Raw genomic sequence first — 19,987 nt, 5'->3', positions numbered from 1 at the left:
GCGAGCGCCGTCCCCGACAGCACCCGCTTCAGCACTCCGCTTCAGCACCCCCACTTCGAAAACACCTACGGCGTTGTCAGTTCCGCGTCGTACTCTTGGAAGCGCGAGGCCGCTCTCAGCTACGCGGCCGTGATGAGGAGGAACCGCAGGCCTTCAGCGCCGGCCCATGACTCAGACACCCACAGCTCACACACCCGCGCAGGGGCAGGCGAAAGCACAGTTCACCGTCCCCGCCCAGCACCCCATGGTGACCGTGCTGGGTTCCGGCGACGCCCTGCTGCGCGTGATCGAGAAGGCCTTCCCGGCGGCCGACATCCACGTCCGGGGCAATGAGATCAGCGTGATCGGCGACCCCGTCGACGTCGCCCTCATCTCACGCGTGTTCGAGGAGATGATGCTGGTGCTCCGCACCGGGCAACCGATGACGGAGGACGCGGTGGAACGCTCGATCGCCATGCTGAAGGCGAGTGAGAACGGCACGAGCGACGGCCAGGAGACCCCGGCCGAGGTGCTCACGCAGAACATCCTCTCCTCCCGCGGCCGCACGATCCGCCCCAAGACCCTCAACCAGAAGCGGTACGTCGACGCGATCGACAAGCACACGATCGTCTTCGGCATCGGCCCCGCCGGTACCGGCAAGACCTACCTCGCCATGGCCAAGGCGGTCCAGGCCCTGCAGTCCAAGCAGGTCAACCGCATCATCCTGACCCGCCCGGCGGTGGAGGCGGGCGAACGCCTCGGCTTCCTCCCCGGCACCCTCTACGAGAAGATCGACCCGTATCTGCGCCCGCTGTACGACGCACTGCACGACATGCTGGACCCGGACTCGATCCCGAGGCTGATGGCAGCGGGGACGATCGAGGTGGCGCCGCTGGCGTACATGCGCGGCAGGACCCTTAATGACGCCTTCATCATCCTGGACGAGGCCCAGAACACCAGCCCCGAGCAGATGAAGATGTTCCTCACCCGGCTCGGTTTCGACTCGAAGATCGTGATCACGGGTGACGTGACCCAGGTCGACCTGCCGAACGGGACGAAGTCCGGTCTGCGGCAGGTGCAGGACATCCTCGAAGGGCTGGACGACGTCCACTTCTCCCGGCTGTCGTCGCAGGATGTCGTCCGGCACCGGCTGGTCGGCCGTATCGTCGACGCGTACGAGAAGTACGACAGTGAGAACGGGACGGAAAACGGCACCCACAAGGGCGGCCGCAACCAACGGAAGTAGACAAGCGCCACACCATGTCGATCGACGTCAACAACGAGTCCGGAACCGAGGTCGACGAGCAGGCGATCCTCGACATCGCCCGCTACGCGCTCGCGCGGATGCGCATCCACCCGCTCTCCGAGCTCTCGGTGATCGTCGTGGACGCCGACGCCATGGAGCAGCTGCACATCCAGTGGATGGACCTGCCGGGGCCCACGGACGTCATGTCCTTCCCGATGGACGAACTGCGTCCGCCGTCGAAGGACGACGACGAGCCCCCGCCGGGTCTCCTCGGTGACATCGTGCTGTGTCCCGAGGTCGCGGAGAAGCAGGGCAAGGAAGCGGACACGCAGCACTCCATGGACGAGGAGCTCCAGCTCCTCACCGTCCACGGGGTGCTGCACCTGCTGGGCTACGACCATGAGGAGCCCGACGAGAAGGCCGAGATGTTCGGTCTCCAGGCGGCCATCGTGGACGGCTGGCGTGCGGAGAAGGGCCTGACCGGTCCGTCCCCGGCCCCGACCGTGTCATGAGTCCCACTCTCGTCTCGGGCGCGATCGCCCTGGTCGTCGTCGCGTGGCTCGCCGCCTGCGCGGAGGCGGGTCTCGCGCGCGTCTCCAGCTTCCGCGCCGAGGAGGCCGTACGCACCGGCCGCCGCGGCAGCGCGAAGCTCGCCCAGATCGCCGCCGACCCGACCCGCTATCTGAACCTGGCGCTGCTGGTGCGAGTCGCCTGCGAGATGGCGGCCGCCGCGCTCATCACGTACGCCTGCCTCCAGGAGTTCGACGGCACCACCGAGGCGCTGCTGGTCGCGATCGGGGTGATGGTCCTGGTGTCGTACGTCGCCGTTGGCGTCTCCCCGCGCACCATCGGCCGCCAGCACCCGCTGAACACGGCCACGGTGGCGGCGTACGTCCTGCTGCCGCTGGCCCGGGTCATGGGCCCCATCCCGTCGCTGCTCATCCTGATCGGCAACGCGCTCACCCCCGGCAAGGGCTTCCGCCGCGGGCCGTTCGCCTCCGAGGCGGAGCTGCGGGCGCTGGTGGACCTCGCCGAGAAGGAGTCGCTGATCGAGGACGACGAGCGCCGGATGGTGCACTCGGTCTTCGAGCTGGGCGACACGCTCGTACGGGAGGTGATGGTCCCCAGGACCGACCTCGTCGTCATCGAGCGGTACAAGACGATCCGTCAGGCGCTGACCCTGGCGCTCAGGTCCGGGTTCTCGCGGATCCCCGTCTCCGGGGAGAGCGAGGACGACATCGTCGGGATCGTGTATCTGAAGGACCTGGTCCGCAAGACGCACATCAGCCGGGACGCGGAGAGCGAGTTGGTGTCGACCGCCATGCGTCCGGCGGCCTTCGTGCCCGACACCAAGAACGCCGGTGACCTGCTGCGCGAGATGCAGCGGGACCGCAACCACGTGGCCGTGGTCATCGACGAGTACGGCGGCACGGCCGGCATCGTCACCATCGAGGACATCCTCGAGGAGATCGTCGGCGAGATCACCGACGAGTACGACCGCGAACTGCCGCCGGTCGAGGACCTCGGCGACGGCCGCGTCCGGGTCACCGCCCGCCTCGACATCACCGACCTGGGCGAGCTGTACGGACTGGAGGAGTACGACGACGAGGACGTGGAGACCGTCGGCGGTCTGCTGGCGAAGGCGCTGGGCCGCGTCCCGATCGCCGGCGCCTCGGCGATGGTCGAACTGCCGGACGGCCGTGAACTGCGGCTGACGGCGGAGGCCTCGGCGGGCCGCCGGAACAAGATCGTGACGGTGCTGGTGGAGCCGGTGGACCCGACGGAACCGACCGAGGACGCCAAGGACTCAAAGGACGCCAAGGGCTCCAGGGACGCCAAGGAGTCCAAGGGCTCAAGGGACGCCAAGGGCCCCAAGGACGCCAAGGTCCTCGCGGACGAGGAGACGAAGCCGGAGTGACCCCCCAGGAACTGCGCGCGTTCTGCCTGTCCTTCAACGAGGCCGTGGAGGACTTCCCCTTCCGTCCGGAGATCTCCGTCTTCAAGGTCCTCGGCAAGCTCTTCGCCCTGACGACGCTGGACGCCCGTCCCCTCACGGTCAACCTCAAGTGCGACCCGGAGGACGCGATCCGGCTGCGCGCCGAGCATCCGGGACTGATCGTCCCCGGCTGGCACATGAACAAGCGGCACTGGAACACGGTGACGGTGGACGGCGACCTGCCCGACGGGCTGGTGCGGGAGCTGATCGAGGACTCGTACGACCTGGTGGTGGCGGGTCTGCCGAGGGCCGAACGGCTGCGCCTCGACCGTCCCTGAAGGCCGCCCTCGGGACCGGGGGCGTACGCCGGGTTCGTATGCTCGGGTCATGACCGACAGCGCGCTTGACCCCGAGGACCGCAAGATCGTCACCCTGGCCCGTTCCGCGCGGGTCCGCAACGGCGTGCCGGAGGGGGCGGCCGTGCGGGACGACACGGGCCGTACGTATGTCGCCGGGACCGTGGCCCTGGACTCACTGAAGCTGAGCGCGCTGCGGACGGCGGTGGCCATGGCGGTGGCGTCGGGGGCCAAGTCGCTGGAGGCGGCGGCCGTGGTGACCGAGGCGGACGGGGTGGCGGGGGAGGATCTGGCCGCCGTACGGGACCTCGGCGGGGCCGGGACCCCGGTGTACGTGGCGTCGCCGGACGGGAGTGTCCGGCTGACCGTCTCCGCGGACTGAGACCGACGGCGGGGCAGTCGGAGGGGCCGTCGGTGGCGCCGCCCGGCGGAAAACAGCCCTTGCCAGCCGTCGGCGCACGCGCATCAATGGAACCGGTGGTTCCGACGGACCGTCAGATACCGGCCCGCGTGGCGCTCCGCACCGCGCCCGTGGGCCCGATGGCCGTCGGTGCGCCTTTCCCGTCCATCCCCACATGGCAATTCCCCCACAAGGGAAGGGAACCGGATCCCCATGAGAGGCAAGCGAACGACAACAGGTGCGGCACTGCTGGCCGGGGCCCTCGCGGTCACCGGACTCGCCCTCGCGCCCACCGCGGTGGCCGTCACCCCGGACACCGCGACCATCACCGCCGACTGCGGAGCCTTCGGCGGCGGCGAGGCCACCCTCACCGCCACCCAGGAGGGCACCGCCGCCACCCTCACCCTGAGCTCCTCCGCCATCACCGCCCCCCTCGCCCTGGCGCAGGACTCGATCACGTCCACGCTCACCCTGGTGAACACGGCCGGCGGCACCACCGCCTTCACCGGCACCAGGAATCCGGCCATGGCGGCCGGCGACCCGGTCACCGTCGGCCCGCTCGACGGCACCGTGGCCTCCGGCGACACCCTGGAGGCCTACGGCGGCTCGCTGCAGATGACCGTCTTCGGCATCACCATCACCTGCACGGCGACCGGACCGCAGTCACCGGGCCCGTTCGTCTTCGACTGAGTCGCACGGAGTGGGCCGTCAACCTCTGCCTTGAGGGCGGAAGTTGACGGCCCATCAGGGCGAATCAGGGTCCATCGGGGTCCATCGGCCGCTACTGCCGACTCGCCGGGCTCACAGCGCGTCCGGCCCGCGCTCGCCCGTCCGCACCCGCACGACCGTCTCCACCGGCAGCATCCACACCTTGCCGTCGCCGATCTTCCCCGTCTGCGCGGCCTTGACGATCGCGTCGATCGCGGCGTCCGAGTCGGCGTCCTCGACGACGACCTCGATCCGCACCTTCGGCACCAGGTCGACCTGGTACTCGGCACCCCGGTACACCTCGGTGTGGCCGCGCTGGCGGCCGTAGCCACTGGCCTCGGTCACGGTCAGACCGTGCACGCCGAGCTCCTGGAGGGCGGTCTTGACCGCGTCGAGGCGGTACGGCTTGACGATCGCGGTGATGAGCTTCATGCCTGGCTGTCGACTTTCTGGGCAGAGGGGACAGAGGGACCGGAAGGGCCAAAGGACGCGCCGACCTGGGCGCCGTGGCCCAGGACGCCGTGATCGTATGCGGTCTCGGCGTGCACCGTAAGGTCCAGACCGGTGTGCTCCTGCTCCTCGCTCGCGCGGAAGCCGAACGCCTTGTCGATCAGCTTGCCGAGGCCGTACGTGACGAGGAAGGCGTACGCCCCCACCGCGACCACGGCCACCAGCTGCTTGCCCAGCTGGGCGAGGCCGCCGCCGTGGAGGAGGCCCTCGGGGCCGCCGGTCATGGTGTCGACCGCGAAGACGCCGATGAGCAGGGTGCCGATGACGCCGCCGACCAGGTGGACGCCGACGACGTCGAGCGAGTCGTCGTAGTCGAGCTTGAACTTCCAGCTCACGGCGTACGAGCAGACCGTGCCGGCGGCCAGGCCGACGACCAGCGCGCCGAGCAGGGAGACCGAGCCGCAGGACGGGGTGATGGCGACCAGGCCCGCGACCGCGCCGGACGCGGCGCCCAGGGTGGTCGGGTGGCCGTCGCGCCGCTGCTCGACGAAGAGCCAGCCGAGCAGACCGGTGCAGCCGGCGGCGAGGGTGTTGAGGAACGCGGCGGCGGCGAGGCCGTTCGCGCCGAGGGCGGAGCCGGCGTTGAAGCCGAACCAGCCGAACCAGAGCAGACCGGCGCCGAGCATGACCATGGGGAGGTTGTGCGGACGCATCGCGTCCTTCTTGAAGCCCAGGCGGGGGCCGACGACGAGAGCGAGCGCCAGTCCGGAGGCACCGGAGGTGATCTCCACCGGCAGACCGCCGGCGAAGTCGAGGGCGCCGAGCCCGTCCAGGATCCAGCCGCCCGGCCCCCACACCCAGTGGGCGACGGGAACGTATACGAGCAGCGTCCATACCGGGACGAAGACCAGCCAGGCGCCGAACTTCACCCGGTCCGCGACCGCGCCGCTGATGAGCGCGGCCGTGATGATCGCGAAGGTCAGCTGGAAAGTGGCGAAGAGCAGGGTCGGGACGGTGCCGTGGACGCTGTCCGGGCCGAGACCCGCCATGCCCGCGTGCTCCAGTGAACCGATCAGTCCGCCGCCGATGTCGTCGCCGAAGGCGAGGGAGTAGCCGGCGGCCAGCCACACCACCGTGACCAGGGCGATCGACACGAAGCTCATCATCAGCATGTTGAGGACGCTCTTCGTGCGGACCATACCGCCGTAGAACAGGGCGAGACCCGGGGTCATCAGCAGGACGAGGGCGGTGGCGGCGAGCAGCCAGGCGGTGTCGCCGGTGTCGACGCTTGCGGCGGCGAGGGTCACGGTCGTCTCCAACGGTGTGGGGGCCCTGGGGCTCGTCAGAGGGTCACCGGTACGCGTTTCCGGTTGCGTACAGGTGTGTTTCCGTGACGTTTCGTTGCGTGAGGGTTTCCGAAAGCTCACGGAGTGAGGCGTGGAGAGCCGGTGATCGGTCGGTTGTGCGGCACGGCCTTGTGGATCAGGGAGAATGGGCCCCATGAGCGTTCGCAGTCAGTCATCCGAGCCGCCGGCGTCGTCGACGACACCCCACCGCGCAGGCTTCGCCTGCTTCGTGGGCCGCCCCAACGCGGGCAAGTCCACCCTTACGAACGCTCTGGTCGGGCAGAAGGTGGCGATCACCGCGAACCAGCCGCAGACGACGCGGCACACGGTACGGGGGATCGTGCACCGGCCCGACGCCCAGCTGATCCTGGTCGACACCCCGGGGCTGCACAAGCCGCGCACGCTGCTCGGCGAGCGGCTCAACGACATCGTCCGCACGACCTGGGCGGAGGTCGACGTGATCGGCTTCTGTCTGCCGGCGAACGAGAAGCTCGGCCCCGGTGACCGGTTCATCGCGAAGGAACTGGCGTCCATCAAGAAGACGCCGAAGATCGCGATCGTCACCAAGACCGACCTGGTGGACTCGAAGACCCTGGCCGAGCAGCTGATCGCGATCGACCAGCTGGGCAAGGAGCTCGGCTTCGAGTGGGCCGAGATCGTCCCCGTCTCGGCGGTCGCCGACAAGCAGGTCGACCTGCTGGCCGACCTGATCGTCCCGCTCCTCCCGGAGGGCCCGGCCCTCTACCCCGAGGGGGACCTCACCGACGAGCCCGAGCAGGTCATGATCGCCGAGCTGATCCGCGAGGCCGCGCTGGAGGGCGTGCGCGACGAACTCCCGCACTCCATCGCCGTCGTGGTCGAGGAGATGCTCCCCCGCGAGGACCGCCCCGCCGACAAGCCCCTCCTCGACATCCACGCCTTCGTCTACATCGAGCGCCCCAGCCAGAAGGGCATCATCATCGGCCCCAAGGGCAAGCGCCTGAAGGAGGTCGGCATCAAGTCCCGCAAGCAGATCGAGGCGCTGCTCGGCACCCCGGTCTTCCTGGACCTGCACGTGAAGGTCGCGAAGGACTGGCAGCGGGATCCCCGGCAGCTGCGGAAGCTGGGGTTCTGAGGGGTCGCTCCCCGCGGGGACACGCTCCCCACGCGGCCCGGGCAGCAGGTGCGCTCCGAGCCGGCCGGCCACCCATCAGCCGTGTGAACAACCCTGCGGGTCAATACACCTAGTCGACCCCTTTGATCCGCCCCACCAGCACCGCCCCCGCCAGCCCGACCACCGCCGCCACCAGGTACAGCATCCGGTAGCCGCCGAGGTGCGTCACGATCGGCGCGGCGAGGGCGGGGGCGGCGACCTGGGGCAGGGCGTTGGCCACGTTGATGACGCCGAGGTCCTTGCCCCGGTCGGCGGCCTTCGGCAGGACGTCCGTCATCAGCGCGAAGTCGACCGACATGAACACCCCCAGAGCCACGCCCAGCACCGCCGCCGCGACGATCGCGCTCGGCCAGGTCTGCCAGACGGCCAGCAGGGCGGTGGCCGCCGCCATGAGTACCCCGGACCACAGCACGAAGGGCTTGCGGCGGCCCACCCGGTCCGACCAGACGCCGCTCACCACGACGGTGGCCAGCAGCGCCACGCTGTCCACCGCGGTCAGGATCAGCACGCCCCGCTCGGGGTCGTGGTAGTGCAGGCGGTCCCGCAGGTAGTACAGCAGGTAGAGGATCACCAGGGCGTTGCTGAGGTTGATCAGGAAGCGGGTCAGCCAGGCCCAGCCGAAGTCCGGGTAGCGGCGCGGGCTCATCCAGAAGCCGCGCAGGAAGGCCTTCGTGGACCACGCCGGCCGGTCCGCGGCCCCGAGCCTGAGGTCCGGGTACCGGAGCACGTACGGCAACACACCCGCCAGCGCGAACACCGCGCAGGCCGCATACCCCGCCGCGATCCCGCCTGCCGCCGTCGCGAGGCCCGTGCCGGCGACCGCCCCGAGGATCTGCGCCGCGCCGAGCCAGCCGCCCACCGCGCCCCGCTGCGGCCGCGGCACCCGGTCCGGCACCGCCGCCGTCACCGCCGCGAAGGCCGCGTTCAGGGTCAGCTGGACCAGGCACCAGCCGAGCACCATCGGCCACAGCCCGCCCGCGCCGGCGAGCAGCAGCAGCGACAGCGCGCCGCCCGCCGCACCGGCCACGATCCACGGCGTCCGGCGGCCCCGGCGGGCCGTGGTTCGGTCCGACAGCGCGCCGAAGAACGGGTTCGCCGCCAGGGACACCACCGCGCCCGCGCCCGTCACCCACGCCAGCAGCGTCTCCTTCGACATGCCCGTGCCGGGCGCGAAGTCCTCCGCCTGCCGTGCCAGGAGGATCTGCAGCGGGCCGTACCAGCCCACCCAGATCGCCACGTTGGCCAGCGACAGTGCCGCCGTCCAGCCCGTTCCGACCCGGTCTGCCGGCTCGGCGAGGGCATCCGGCGGGGCCGCGGTCATCTCTGGGCCCGCAGCAGCTCCCGGTACCAGTCGTACGACGCTTTCGGGGTCCTCTTCAGCGAGCCGAAGTCGACGTGCACCAGCCCGAACCGCCGCGCGTACCCCTCCGCCCACTCGAAGTTGTCGAGGAGGGACCAGACGAAGTAGCCGCGGACGTCCACGCCCGCGTCCAGCGCGTCGTGGACGGCCCGGACGTGTCCGTCGAGGTAGGCGATCCGGTTCTGGTCGTCGACGCCCTCGTACGAGCAGCCGTTCTCGGTGATGACGACGGGCGGGAGCCGGTCGTCGTAGCGGTCCCGGAAGGCGGTGAGCAGTTCCGTCAGGCCCTGCGGGACCACCGGCCAGCCGAAGTCCGTCACCGGGACGCCCTCGATCTCCCGTACCGAGAAGGGGAGTTCCGCCGGGATCGTCAGCCCGCCGAACTCGATGTCCTCGCCCTGCGGCGCGCCCACCCGGGTCGGCGCGTAGTAGTTGACGCCGTACCAGTCGACGGGTTCCCCGATGACCTTCAGGTCGGCCGCCACGTCACCGGGCATCAACTCGCCGAGCCCGTCCGGGTATTCACCGAGCAGGACCGGGTCCGCGAACAGGCGGTTCAGCAGCAGGTCGTAGAAACCGGCCGCCTCCACATCCGCGGGTTCCCGGGACGCCGGCCACGTCGGACCGTGCGAGTTGGCGATGCCGATGTCCGTGGCACCGGCCGCGCGCAGGGCCCGTACGGCCAGACCGTGGGCGAGGAGCTGGTGGTGGGCGGCCGGGAGGGCGTCGAACATCAGCCGCTTGCCCGGGGCGTGAACGCCCAGCGCGTGCCCGAACAGCGTGTGCTCGGCGGGCTCGTTGAGCGTGATCCACTTCCGCACGCGGTCGCCGAGCCGCTCGGCCACGAGCGACACGTACTCGGCGAAGCGGGCGGCGGTGTCCCGGTCCAGCCAGTCCAGCGTGACCGGCAGGTCCCAGTGGAAGAGGGTCGGGACCGGGCGGACGCCGGCCTCGCACAGCTCGTCGACCAGGCGGTCGTAGAAGTCGAGGCCGCCGGGGGAGTTCACCCGCGGCCAGGAGACCGAGAAGCGGTACGCGTCCACGCCGAGGCCGGCCAGGAGTGCCACGTCCTCGCGGTAGCGGTGGTAGTGGTCGCAGGCCACCGATGCCGTGGAGCCGTCCTTCACGTGGCCCGGCTCGGCTGTGAAGGCGTCCCAGACGGACTGCTCGCGCTCGTGAGCCGCTCCCTCGATCTGGTGCGCCGAGGTCGAGACGCCCCACAGGAAACCGGCCGGGAACTGAGGTATCGGGTCGGTCGCGCCGCCCTCAAAAGTCGCCATGCGCCGGATCATCCGTACCAGCGGTAACCGAAGTCAACGGGCAGGCAGGAACAAGCAGTTGCGCGTGTGCCGCTCAGGCACCCTCCTTCAGCACCCGCGAGATCAGCTTCCGCTGTTCCTCCGTGAGCCGGGGATCGGCCGCGTACACCGTCCTGTCGTCCACGGTGATCTGGTAGCTGAAGCCGTCCGGTACCCCGACCGGGGGCGTGCCCCGGCCGGCGGCGACCGCCTGCTCGGCCAGGGCCTGCCACTCGTGGGCGTCGGGCCGTCCCGAGGTGTCCACCTCGGCGTGCCGCTCGATCCCCGCGAACCCGCCCGTGCGCCGCACTTGAATACGCATGGGTCCCTGTCTAGTACGGAGTCACAGGATCCGCACCCCGACCTGCTCCCACGCCTTCTCCACGGCCTGGAGTTCCTCGCCGCCGTCGCCGAAGCGCTCCCGCGCGGCCTTCACGGTCAGCTTCGCGAAGTCGCCGAAGAACGCCTTCTCCGACAGCTCCCCGCCGGTCAGGACGTCGTACCAGATCTGGCCCGCCTTCTCCCAGGCGTGGCCGCCGAGGGCGGTGGCGACCAGGTAGAAGGCGTGGTTGGGGATGCCGGAGTTGATGTGGACGCCGCCGTTGTCGCGGCCGGTGCGGACGTACTGGTCCATCGTGGCGGGCTGCGGATCCTTGCCGAGGACATCGTCGTCGTACGCGCTGCCCGGCTCCTTCATGGAGCGCAGGGCCTTGCCGGTGACGCTCGGGGCGAGCAGGCCCGCGCCGATCAGCCAGTCGGCCTCGGCGGCGGTCTGGCCGAGTGTGAACTGCTTGATGAGGGAGCCGAAGACGTCGGACATCGACTCGTTGAGGGCGCCCGGCTGCCCGAAGTACGTGAGGTTCGCCGTGTGCTGCGTGACGCCGTGGGTCAGTTCGTGGCCGATGACGTCGATCGGGATGGTGAAGTCGAGGAAGATCTCGCCGTCCCCGTCGCCGAACACCATCTGCTCGCCGTTCCAGAAGGCGTTGTTGTAGTTCTCGTCGTAGTGGACGCTCGCGTCCAGCGGCAGGCCGTCACCGTCGATCGAGTGGCGGCCGTAGGCCTTGAGGTACAGGTCGAAGGTGGCGCCGAGGCCGGAGTAGGCGCGGTTGACCGTGGCGTCCTGGCCGGGCTGTGAGCCCTCCTCGCGCACCTTGGTGCCGGGCAGCTCGGTGCCGTGCCCGGCGTCGTAGAGAGTGCGCAGCGGCTGGTCGGCGGGTGCCTTCGCGGACGGCGCCGCCGCGAGACGGAACTCGGTGGTGACGCGGCGGCGGCCGCGCAGCTCGCTGTCGCGCATCAGGGTGCGCCGGGCGGGACCGGAGAGCGCTGGGTCGTCGCTGCGGGCCAGCTTGTCCAGGACATGCGGCGGTACGACGGTACAGAAGACGGGCTCGAAGCCCCCGTTGGTGGTCATGCCGGGCACCCTTGCACTCAGTTATGCCGGTGTCACCACCCGCAACCATGATTGGTGAAATATCGGGACAGCGAGCCGCACGCTGAGTGACGAAGTGGTATGGCGAAGTGGTATAGCGCACGTTTTGTCCCGATGGTTCCCGCGGTCCCGCATACTGATACAGGCCCGCGCAACCGGCGTGGCTCGGCTAGGCTGCGGAGCATCATGCGTTTCGGGCTGCTTCTCCTTAGCTGCCGCGGCGAGGGCCTGTAATCAAGGCCGACTCCCTCCCCGCGGTGCTTTGGCGTTGCGTCGTCGGCCGTCCTTCCGGCCCCGCGGACACCGCGGACATTCGAGGAGCCCCCGCATCATGGCGAACCGCCAGCAGCCCAGTGACATGCCGATCCACAAGTACGGCCAGTACGAGCAGGTCGACATCCCGGACCGCACCTGGCCCGACAACCGGATCACCGTAGCCCCCCGCTGGCTCTCCACGGACCTGCGCGACGGCAACCAGGCCCTGATCGACCCGATGTCGCCCGAGCGCAAGCGCCGGATGTTCGACCAGCTGGTCAAGATGGGCTACAAGGAGATCGAGGTCGGCTTCCCGGCCTCCGGCCAGACCGACTTCGACTTCGTACGCTCCATCGTCGAGGAGCCGGGCGCGATCCCCGACGACGTCACCATCTCCGTACTGACCCAGGCCCGCGAGGACCTGATCGAGCGGACCGTGGAGTCCCTGAAGGGCGCCAAGCGCGCCACGGTCCACCTGTACAACGCCACCGCGCCGGTCTTCCGCCGCGTGGTCTTCCGCGGCTCCAAGGACGACATCAAGCAGATCGCCGTCGACGGCACCCGCCTGGTGATGGAGTACGCGGAGAAACTGCTGGGTCCGGAGACGGAGTTCGGCTACCAGTACAGCCCCGAGATCTTCACCGACACCGAGCTGGACTTCGCGCTGGAGGTCTGCGAGGCGGTCATGGACGTCTGGCAGCCCGGCCCGGGCCGCGAGATCATCCTCAACCTGCCCGCGACGGTGGAGCGTTCGACGCCGTCCACGCACGCGGACCGCTTCGAGTGGATGGGCCGCAACCTGTCCCGTCGCGAGCACGTCTGCCTGTCGATCCACCCGCACAACGACCGCGGTACGGCCGTCGCCGCCGCCGAGCTGGCGCTGATGGCCGGCGCCGACCGTGTCGAGGGCTGTCTGTTCGGGCAGGGCGAGCGCACCGGCAACGTCGACCTGGTCACCCTGGGCATGAACCTGTTCTCCCAGGGCGTCGACCCGCAGATCGACTTCTCCGACATCGACGAGATCCGTCGCGTGTGGGAGTACTGCAACCAGATGGAGGTCCACCCGCGCCATCCGTACGTGGGCGACCTGGTCTACACGTCCTTCTCCGGCTCCCACCAGGACGCCATCAAGAAGGGCTTCGACGCGATGGAGGCCGACGCGGCCGCCAAGGGCGTCTCCGTCGACGACCTGGAGTGGGCGGTCCCGTACCTGCCGATCGACCCGAAGGACGTCGGCCGCTCCTACGAGGCGGTCATCCGGGTCAACTCGCAGTCCGGCAAGGGCGGAATCGCGTACGTCCTGAAGAACGACCACAAGCTGGACCTGCCGCGCCGGATGCAGATCGAGTTCTCGAAGATCATCCAGGCCAAGACGGACGCCGAGGGCGGCGAGGTCACCGGCGGCGACATCTGGGCGACCTTCCAGGACGAGTACCTGCCCAACCCCGAGAACCCGTGGGGCCGCATCCAGGTCAGGAACGGGCAGTCGACGACGGACAAGGACGGCGTCGACACGCTGACCGTCGAGGCCGAGGTGGACGGCGCCGAGACCACTCTGGTGGGCACCGGCAACGGTCCGATCTCCGCGTTCTTCCACGCGCTGCAGGGCATCGGCATCGACGCCCGTCTGCTGGACTACCAGGAGCACACGATGAGCGAGGGCGCCTCCGCGCAGGCCGCTTCCTACATCGAATGCGCGATCGACGGCAAGGTTCTGTGGGGCATCGGCATCGACGCGAACACGACGCGTGCCTCGCTGAAGGCGGTCGTCTCGGCCGTCAACCGAGCGGCTCGCTGACCAGCGTCACCGGCGGTTCGAGGACCCCGTTCGCCCTTGCCGGGGCGGGCGGGGGCCCGTCGTATACCGGCCATTTGCTGTGGAGGTCACGGAAAGGTCTCCTCCAGGGTAATGACGCCGCCTCTCGGATGTGGCTAACATCACGCAAGCGCTGCGATGTTGCCGCGTGGTTACGGAGGTGCGACGTGCTCCAAGGACGGGGACGAAACGGCTCTGCCGCCAGGCCTGTGCGCCTCCTGGGCACCCGTACCGCGTGGACGGCCGTCGGGGACGGCGAGTTCTTCTGCCCCGGCTGCGGAGGCGACCGCAACTACCAGCGGCTGACCGGCCGCCGCCGCTTCACCCTCCTCGGGGTGCCGGTGGCCCCGCGCGGGGACACCGGCCCGGTCGTGGAGTGCGCGGCCTGCCGCCGCCACTTCGGCACCGACGTGCTGGACCACCCGACCACCACCCGCTTCTCCGCGATGCTCCGCGACGCCGTCCACACCGTCGCCCTCGCCGTGCTCGCCGCGGGCGGCACCTGCTCCCGTACGTCCCTGGAGACCGCCGCTGCCACGGTCCGCGCCGCCGGCTTCGACGACTGCACCGAGGACCAGCTGGAGGCCCTGGTCGAGGCGCTCGCCGCCGACACCGGACGGGTCTACGGCCGCCCCTGCGGAGCGGGCCTGGCCATAGAGCTCCACGAGGCCCTGGAGCCCCTGGCCCCCCACCTCGCGCCGGCCGGCCGCGAATCGATCCTCCTCCAGGGCGCCCGCATCGCCCTCGCGGACGGCCCGTACACCCCCGCGGAACGCGACGCCCTCACCACGGTGGGCGCCGCGCTGACCATCTGCGCGGACGACGTGACACGGCTGCTGGCGGCGGCGCGTACGCCGTCGTAGTACGGCCTCGATTACTCCCCAGGGAGTAAGGCCGGCCCTCCGGCCACCCCACGCGGTACCCCCCAACTCGCCCTTCCGCCCGACGTCTCGCCCCCTTCCCCCCGGAAGTCTGGAACCGACCCAGACAACCGACCGAAGGGGGCCCGGCATGGGGGCCGCAAAGACAAGAGGGCCGGGACGACGACGTGCCGTGCCCTGGCTGGTGCTCGGGCTGTGGATCGCCGTGCTGGCGCTCACGTCGCCGTTCGCGGCGAAGCTGGCGGACGTGCAGCGGGACCGGGCCGTGGACTATCTCCCGGCGAGCGCCGACTCCACGCAGGTCGCGAAGATCGAGGAGCGGCTGCCCGGCGGCGAGGCCACCGAGATGGTCGTCGTCTATCACCGGGACGGCGGGCTGACGGCCGCCGACAAGGCGACCGCCGCCGAGCAGCTCGAGCGGATCGCGGGGGCGCACCGGCTCACCGGCGAGCCGAGCGGCGTCCCGTCGAAGGACGGCACCACCCTGATGTACCCGGTCGCGAGCACCGAGCCGGGCATCGACGAGAAGGCCCGGGACGTGCTCGTCAACGACGTGCGGGAGGTCGCCCGGGGCGGGGACGGGCTGAGCGTCGACGTCGGCGGACCGGCGGGGCTGGACACCGACGCGAGCGAGGTCTACGACTCGCTCGACGGGCCGCTGCTCTACACCACCGCGGCCGTCGTCGCGCTGCTGCTGATCCTCATCTACCGCAGCCCGTTCCTGTGGCTGGTGCCGCTCGCCGTCGCGGGGATGGCCGACTACCTGTCGATGGGGGTGGCGTACGGGCTGAACCAGGGATTCGGGACCCCTGTGTCCGGCCAGAGCTCCGGCATCATGACGATCCTCGTGTTCGGCGCGGGCACCGACTACGCCTTGCTGCTCGTCTCTCGCTACCGCGAGGAACTGCGGCGGATCCAGCGGCCGTACGACGCCATGGTGGCCGCCCTGCGCGGCTGCGGGCCCGCCGTGCTCGCCTCCTCCGGGACCGTCGCCGCCGGGCTGCTGTGCCTGCTCGCCGCAGACCTCAACAGCAGCCGGGGCATGGGGCCGCTCGGCACGGTGGGTGTGCTGTGCGCGCTTCTCGCCATGCTGACCCTGCTGCCCGCGCTCCTCGTGCTGCTCGGGCGCCGCGTCTTCTGGCCCCTCGTGCCGCGCCACGGCAGCACGCCCAAGGCCCGCCGGTCGCTGTTCGCCGCGATGGGCAGTTCCGCCGGACGCCGGCCGCTGACCGTGCTCGCGGGCGGTGCCGTCCTGCTCGGCGCGCTCGCGCTGGGCACGCTCAACCTGCCCGGCAGCCTCAAGCAGGAGGACTCCTTCACCAGCAAGCCGGACGCGGTCGCCGCCATGGAGACACTCGCCGCGGCCTACCCCGAGCGCGGCACCCAGCCCATCACCGTCATCACGCCCACCGACCAGGCCGCCGCCACCCTGGCCGAGGTCCGGGACACCCGGGGCGTCGACAGCGTGGAGCGCGGCCGCAGCGGGGAGGGCTGGACCGAACTGTCCGTCATCGCCACCGCCGCGCCCGAGTCCCCGGGGGAGACGGCCACCATCGAGGCCCTGCGCGACACCCTCGACGGCTCCTACGTCGGCGGTCCCAGCGCCGAACAGCTCGACCTGAAGGACACCAACGCCCGCGACCGGCTGGTCGTCGTGCCGCTCGTCCTCGTCTCCGTCCTGCTGATCCTGATCGCCCTCCTGCGGTCACTCGTCGCGCCACTGCTCCTGGTGGGCGCCGTGGTCGCGGTGTGGGGCGCGGCCCTCGGCATCGGCGGACTCGTCTTCGGGCCGGTCTTCGGCTTCGAGGGCACCGACCCCGGACTCGGTCTGCTGTCCTTCGTGTTCCTGGTGGCACTGGGCGTCGACTACGGCATCTTCCTGATGCACCGGATGCGCGAGGAGTCCCTGAACGGCGCCGAACCGGTCGCCGCCGCCCTCACCGCGCTGCGCACCACCGGCGGGGTCATCGCCTCCGCCGGAGCCGTCCTCGCCGCCACCTTCGCGGTGCTCACCAGCATGCCGCTCGTCCAACTCGTCGAGCTGGGCTTCGTCATCGCTGTCGGCGTGCTCCTCGACACCTTCCTCGTCCGCACCTATCTGGTGACCAGCGCGAGCGTGGCGCTGCGCCGCACGGTGTGGTGGCCGGGGCGGCTGTCACGGGCACCGGAGCCTGCGGTACGGCAGGAACGCCAGCCGGAGCCGCTGTGAGCCCTCGGGCGTCCTTCCCCTCCCGGAAGGGCGCCCTCCTCCCGGAGGATGAGCCCGTGAAGGTGACAGAGGATGAGCCCGTGCAGGTGACAGAGGACGAGCCCGTGCGGGCGGCCAGGACGGTTCGGCGTCCCCGCCGGGGCGAGCGGATCATGGCGGCCGTCAACCGCGACCCCCTGACCGCGCCCCATCGGACACGCAACGACGCGCTGCTCGCGGCCGGCCTCGCCGTGCTCGCCACGGCCATCGCCCTCTTCGTCGACGAGGCACGGAGCCCCGGCCCGCTCGGCTGGGCCCTGTTGCTCGCGGCGCATGTGCCGCTCGTCTGGCGGCGCAGCCGTCCGCTCCTGGTGCTGGCCGCGGGGGTGGCCTGCGTGGTGCCGTACCACGCGCTCGAGTTCAACCATCTGGCGGCGACCCCGGCCTCGTACGTCGCCCTCTACACGGTCGCCGTCACCGGCCGCCCCCTGCGCACGATCCTGACCGGCGTCACGGTGCTCGCGATCGCCCTGAGCGTGATGGTCAACGTCGACACCCACGAGGCCGCCGAACTGCTGAGCACCTCCGGCTGGGTGATCGCCTGTCTCTTCTTCGGCGTCGACGTCCGCTACTACCGCCAGTACGTCGCCTCCATCGTGGAGCGCGCCGAACGCGCCGAACGCACACGCGACGAGGAGGCCCGGCGGCGGGTCGCCGAGGAGCGGCTGCGGATCGCCCGCGACCTGCACGACCTGCTCGCGCACAGCATCACCCTCATCGGTGTGCAGACCTCTGTCGCCGCGCACGTCCTGGCCGCGGACCCCGAACGCCTGGACCGGGAGACCGTCGCCAAGGCCCTCGACGACATCGCCGGGACCTGCCGCACCGCACGCGGCGAACTGCGTACGACGCTGGAGGTGCTGCGGGCCGCCGAGCACGGGGAGACGCGCGGCCCGCTGCCCGGCCTCGCCGGGCTGCCCGACCTGGTGGAGACCGCGCGGCTCGCGGGCGCCCGGGTCGAGCAGCGGGTACGGGTGCGCGGGGTCCCGCCCGCCGTCGGCGCCGCCGCCTACCGCATCGTCCAGGAGGCGCTGACCAACGCGGTCCGGCACGCGGGACCCGAGCCCGCCGTACGGGTCGAGCTGTACGAGGAGCGGGGCGCCCTGCGTCTCGCGGTCACCGACGGCGGCACCGGGCCCACCCCCGGCAACACTCCCGGTTTCGGGCTGGTCGGGATGCGGGAGCGGGCCCGCAGCGTGGGTGGCACACTCGATGCCGGACCACGGACCGGGGGCGGCTTCGAGGTGACCGCCGTACTGCCGCTCGCCGCCGTCACACCCGGAGGGGGAACGGGATGACCATCCGCGTATTGCTCGCCGACGACCAGACGCTGGTACGGGAGGCGTTCGCGATGCTCGTGGAGTCGGCGCGGGACATGGAGGTCGTCGGGCAGGCCGGCACCGGGCGGGAGGCGGTCGAGCTGGCCCGCGACGCACGGGCCGACCTGGTGGTGATGGACATTCGCATGCCCGACCTCGACGGCATCGAGGCGACCCGGCTGATCGCCGCCGACGAGGACCTGGCCGGGGTGAAGGTGCTGGTCCTCACCACCTACGACACCGACGAGCACGTCGTCGAGGCGCTGCGCGCCGGAGCCTCCGGGTTTCTGCTGAAGGACACCCGTCCGGCCGAACTCCTCGACGCGATCCGCACGGTGACGGCCGGGGACGCGCTGCTGTCGCCGGGGCCCACCGCCCGGCTGATCGCCCGGTTCCTGTGCGGCCCGTCGGCCACGGTGGCCGGGAGCGGACCGGAATGCCTGTCGGAGCGCGAGCGCGAGGTACTGGCGCTGGTCGCGCGAGGCCTCAACAACACGGAGATCGCGGAGGCGTTGGGGCTCAGCCCGCTGACCGCGAAGACGCACGTCAGCCGGATCATGGGGAAGCTGGGGGCACGGGACAGGGCGCAACTGGTCGTCGTGGCGTACGAGTCGGGGACGGTGATTCCGGGGACGATGTGACCCGGAGTCGTCCTCCCCGTCCGCTAGAGCAGCCCGGCCGCCACGAGGAACGTGCCCACCCGCTCCATCTCCGCCTCCGACAACGGCACCTGCGGCTGGGCCGTCAGCGGGCAGTCGATGACGCCGCGCAGGTGCAGGGCCGCCTTGAAGGCGCCGAGGGCCGAGGAGCCGGCTCCCATGCGGGCCGGGTCGCCGGCGCCCACCATGCCGAAGAGGGCGCACAGCCGTTCCTGCTCGGCGCGGGCCGCGTCCCGGTCGCCGGTGCGGCACAGGCGGTCCAGGCGGACGTACCCCTCGGGGTCGACGTTGGCGAGGCCCGGCACCGAGCCGTCCGCCCCCACCGCCATCGCCGCGTCGACGATGACCTCGGAGCCCGTGAGCAGGCTGAAGCCGGCGTGGCCGGGGCGGGCGCGGACGCCGGAGACGACCGTGCGGAAACCGGCCAGGTCGCCGCTGGAGTCCTTGAGGCCGGCCAGGACGCCCTCGGCGGCGAGGTCCAGGAGCACGTCCGAGGGGAGCTTGGTGTGGACGGCCATCGGGATGTCGTAGGCGAGGACGGGCACCGGGCTGCCCGCCGCGACCAGGCGGTAGTGGCGGGCGATCTCGGCCGGATGGGTGCGGGTGTAGAAGGGCGCGGTGACGACCACCGCCTCGGCGCCCGCCGCCGTGACCTCGCGGACGTGCTCCAGCACCCTGGCCGTCGTCATGTCGATCGCCCCGGCCAGCACCGGCAGCTGCCCCCCTACGTGGCCCACGACCGTCTCCACCACCAGCCGCCGCTGCCGGTCCGGGAGGAACGCGGCCTCACCGCTCGACCCCAGCACGAACAGTCCGCGCACCCCGCCCGCCACCAGATGGTCGACGAGCCTGAGCAGCGAGGGGACGTCCACCTCGCGGTCCGGTGTCAGGGGCGTGCAGACGGGCGGTACGACACCGGTCAGCGGGGCGGGGAAGGTCATCAAGGCTCCTCGGCGTTGCTCTCGCGGACCAGGTCGTCCGTCGACGCGTCTTCCTCCCCCTCCTCCGGATGGTGACACCGGAAGCGGTGTCCGAGGGCCGACGCGGCCGAGAGCACCGCGGCTTCCAGCGACAGCACGGTGCCGAGCGGCCCGCGCCGTGAGCGCGTAAGGCTCCGGGGGCGCCGACCCCCGTGCGGCGCCCCC

The 19,987-nt window shown here is 71.1% G+C and carries 19 protein-coding genes and 1 pseudogene; 12 read left to right on the top strand and 8 right to left on the bottom strand.

Annotated elements, in window-relative coordinates:
• Positions 1 to 166: 166 nt before the first annotated feature.
• From ACIBK3_RS22455 to ACIBK3_RS22430, 6 genes and pseudogenes are all read left to right on the top strand, one after another.
• A complete protein-coding gene (locus ACIBK3_RS22455; RefSeq protein ID WP_399367999.1) occupies positions 167 to 1,225 on the top strand; it encodes a PhoH family protein in 1,059 nt (352 codons plus the stop codon).
• Between the two features lie 14 nt (positions 1,226 to 1,239).
• The gene (gene ybeY, locus ACIBK3_RS22450; protein WP_030675542.1) at positions 1,240 to 1,737 is read left to right on the top strand and encodes an rRNA maturation RNase YbeY; all 498 of its coding nucleotides are present in this window, start codon (positions 1,240 to 1,242) and stop codon (positions 1,735 to 1,737) included.
• Positions 1,734 to 3,029: pseudogene (locus tag ACIBK3_RS22445) on the top strand (hemolysin family protein); the annotation flags it as partial. The gene ybeY and the pseudogene ACIBK3_RS22445, both read left to right, overlap by 4 nt.
• Positions 3,030 to 3,139: 110 nt before the next feature.
• The gene (locus ACIBK3_RS22440; protein ID WP_399367997.1) at positions 3,140 to 3,499 is read left to right on the top strand and encodes an MmcQ/YjbR family DNA-binding protein; all 360 of its coding nucleotides are present in this window, start codon (positions 3,140 to 3,142) and stop codon (positions 3,497 to 3,499) included.
• A gap of 49 nt (positions 3,500 to 3,548) precedes the next feature.
• Positions 3,549 to 3,899 carry a cytidine deaminase gene (locus ACIBK3_RS22435; protein ID WP_399367995.1) on the top strand — a complete coding sequence of 117 codons (351 nt, stop codon included), beginning with the start codon at positions 3,549 to 3,551 and terminating at the stop codon, positions 3,897 to 3,899.
• 231 nt (positions 3,900 to 4,130) lie between these two features.
• Positions 4,131 to 4,607, top strand: a complete 477-nt coding sequence (locus tag ACIBK3_RS22430; protein WP_399367993.1) for a hypothetical protein — start codon at positions 4,131 to 4,133, stop codon at positions 4,605 to 4,607.
• A gap of 111 nt (positions 4,608 to 4,718) precedes the next feature.
• On the opposite strand, the gene ACIBK3_RS22425 is transcribed toward ACIBK3_RS22430, so the two are convergent.
• On the bottom strand, positions 4,719 to 5,057 hold the full coding sequence (locus ACIBK3_RS22425; RefSeq protein ID WP_399367991.1) for a P-II family nitrogen regulator: 339 nt from the start codon (positions 5,055 to 5,057) through the stop codon (positions 4,719 to 4,721).
• Positions 5,054 to 6,382, bottom strand: coding sequence for an ammonium transporter (locus ACIBK3_RS22420; protein WP_399367989.1), 1,329 nt, complete (start codon positions 6,380 to 6,382; stop codon positions 5,054 to 5,056). The genes ACIBK3_RS22425 and ACIBK3_RS22420 overlap by 4 nt, the downstream gene beginning before the upstream one ends.
• 193 nt (positions 6,383 to 6,575) lie before the next feature.
• Here ACIBK3_RS22420 and era point away from each other — a divergent pair, with 193 nt between their 5' ends.
• Entirely contained in the window at positions 6,576 to 7,535 is a 960-nt protein-coding gene (era, locus tag ACIBK3_RS22415) for a GTPase Era (protein ID WP_399367987.1), read from the top strand.
• Positions 7,536 to 7,644: 109 nt separating this feature from the next.
• Here era and ACIBK3_RS22410 read toward each other — a convergent pair whose 3' ends face one another.
• The 4 genes from ACIBK3_RS22410 to ACIBK3_RS22395 all read right to left on the bottom strand — a co-directional run bounded on the left by ACIBK3_RS22410 (position 7,645) and on the right by ACIBK3_RS22395 (position 11,646).
• Complete coding sequence (locus ACIBK3_RS22410; protein ID WP_399367985.1) at positions 7,645 to 8,895, bottom strand: MFS transporter; 1,251 nt, start codon at positions 8,893 to 8,895, stop codon at positions 7,645 to 7,647.
• Complete coding sequence (locus ACIBK3_RS22405; protein ID WP_399367983.1) at positions 8,892 to 10,226, bottom strand: GH1 family beta-glucosidase; 1,335 nt, start codon at positions 10,224 to 10,226, stop codon at positions 8,892 to 8,894. The genes ACIBK3_RS22410 and ACIBK3_RS22405 overlap by 4 nt, the downstream gene beginning before the upstream one ends.
• Before the next feature lie 61 nt (positions 10,227 to 10,287).
• Positions 10,288 to 10,554: a protealysin inhibitor emfourin gene (locus tag ACIBK3_RS22400; RefSeq protein ID WP_399367981.1), complete on the bottom strand. Its 267-nt coding sequence runs from the start codon at positions 10,552 to 10,554 to the stop codon at positions 10,288 to 10,290.
• Positions 10,555 to 10,575: 21 nt separating this feature from the next.
• Positions 10,576 to 11,646 carry a M4 family metallopeptidase gene (locus tag ACIBK3_RS22395; protein ID WP_399367979.1) on the bottom strand — a complete coding sequence of 357 codons (1,071 nt, stop codon included), beginning with the start codon at positions 11,644 to 11,646 and terminating at the stop codon, positions 10,576 to 10,578.
• A 349-nt stretch (positions 11,647 to 11,995) separates the two neighbouring features.
• Between ACIBK3_RS22395 and leuA the strand changes: the two genes are divergently transcribed.
• From leuA to ACIBK3_RS22370, 5 genes are all read left to right on the top strand, one after another.
• A complete protein-coding gene (gene leuA / locus ACIBK3_RS22390) occupies positions 11,996 to 13,717 on the top strand; it encodes a 2-isopropylmalate synthase (protein WP_399367977.1) in 1,722 nt (573 codons plus the stop codon).
• A gap of 185 nt (positions 13,718 to 13,902) precedes the next feature.
• A complete protein-coding gene (locus tag ACIBK3_RS22385; protein ID WP_399367975.1) occupies positions 13,903 to 14,598 on the top strand; it encodes a TerB family tellurite resistance protein in 696 nt (231 codons plus the stop codon).
• A 148-nt stretch (positions 14,599 to 14,746) separates the two neighbouring features.
• The gene (locus ACIBK3_RS22380; RefSeq protein ID WP_399367973.1) at positions 14,747 to 16,825 is read left to right on the top strand and encodes an MMPL family transporter; all 2,079 of its coding nucleotides are present in this window, start codon (positions 14,747 to 14,749) and stop codon (positions 16,823 to 16,825) included.
• A 152-nt stretch (positions 16,826 to 16,977) separates the two neighbouring features.
• Entirely contained in the window at positions 16,978 to 18,162 is a 1,185-nt protein-coding gene (locus ACIBK3_RS22375; RefSeq protein ID WP_399368900.1) for a sensor histidine kinase, read from the top strand.
• Positions 18,159 to 18,824: a response regulator gene (locus ACIBK3_RS22370; RefSeq protein ID WP_399367970.1), complete on the top strand. Its 666-nt coding sequence runs from the start codon at positions 18,159 to 18,161 to the stop codon at positions 18,822 to 18,824. Before ACIBK3_RS22375 ends, ACIBK3_RS22370 begins: the two co-directional genes overlap by 4 nt.
• 23 nt (positions 18,825 to 18,847) lie before the next feature.
• On the opposite strand, the gene ACIBK3_RS22365 is transcribed toward ACIBK3_RS22370, so the two are convergent.
• Both ACIBK3_RS22365 and ACIBK3_RS22360 read right to left on the bottom strand, forming a co-directional pair.
• Positions 18,848 to 19,783, bottom strand: a complete 936-nt coding sequence (locus ACIBK3_RS22365; RefSeq protein ID WP_399367968.1) for a dihydrodipicolinate synthase family protein — start codon at positions 19,781 to 19,783, stop codon at positions 18,848 to 18,850.
• Entirely contained in the window at positions 19,783 to 19,920 is a 138-nt protein-coding gene (locus tag ACIBK3_RS22360; RefSeq protein ID WP_399367967.1) for a hypothetical protein, read from the bottom strand. The genes ACIBK3_RS22365 and ACIBK3_RS22360 overlap by 1 nt, the downstream gene beginning before the upstream one ends.
• Positions 19,921 to 19,987 lie beyond the last annotated feature (67 nt).

Source organism: Streptomyces sp. NPDC050287 (assembly GCF_044459385.1).
Classification (GTDB): Bacteria; Actinomycetota; Actinomycetes; order Streptomycetales; family Streptomycetaceae; genus Streptomyces.
This window is presented reverse-complemented; position numbering and strand designations above follow the sequence as displayed.